Source organism: Collinsella sp. AF25-2LB (assembly GCF_003458415.1).
Lineage (GTDB): Bacteria > Actinomycetota > Coriobacteriia > Coriobacteriales > Coriobacteriaceae > Collinsella.
Genome location: NZ_QRUF01000014.1, coordinates 62,905 through 63,363, shown reverse-complemented (window position 1 = coordinate 63,363; position 459 = coordinate 62,905). Strand labels below are relative to the sequence as shown.

Annotated in this window: 1 protein-coding gene; it reads left to right on the top strand. The window is 68.0% G+C overall.

What is annotated here, in order from left to right; translation table 11 throughout:
- Positions 1-459 (top strand): sugar nucleotide-binding protein (locus tag DWY51_RS07490; RefSeq protein WP_117770393.1); only part of this gene is annotated, 459 nt, incomplete at both ends.

The window sequence follows — 459 nt, the reverse complement described above, 5'->3', positions numbered from 1 at the left end:
CTCGCCGACCCCGAGCTCGCCATCGAGTGGCCGATCCCGCTCGATGAGGCCACCGTCTCCGAGGCCGACCTCAACCACCCGTACCTCAGGGACGTCGTCCCGATGGCGCCGAAGCGCACCCTCGTCACAGGCTGCAACGGCCAGCTGGGCCATGCGGTCCGCAGACTCGCCGAGGAGCGCGGCGTCGCCAAGGACTTCGACTTCTGCGACATCGACACCTTCGATATGTCAGACCCGGACGCCTACACACAGTACGACTGGTCGCTCTACGGCACCGTGATCAACTGCGGCGCCTACACCGCCGTGGATAGGGCGGAGACCGCCGAGGGCCGCGCGACCGCCTGGAAGGCCAACGCGACCGGCCCGGCCCTTCTCGCCCGCACATGCTCTGATCACGGGATCACCCTCGTCCACGTGTCCAGCGACTACGTCTTCGACGGCACCGCCGAGGTGCATGAC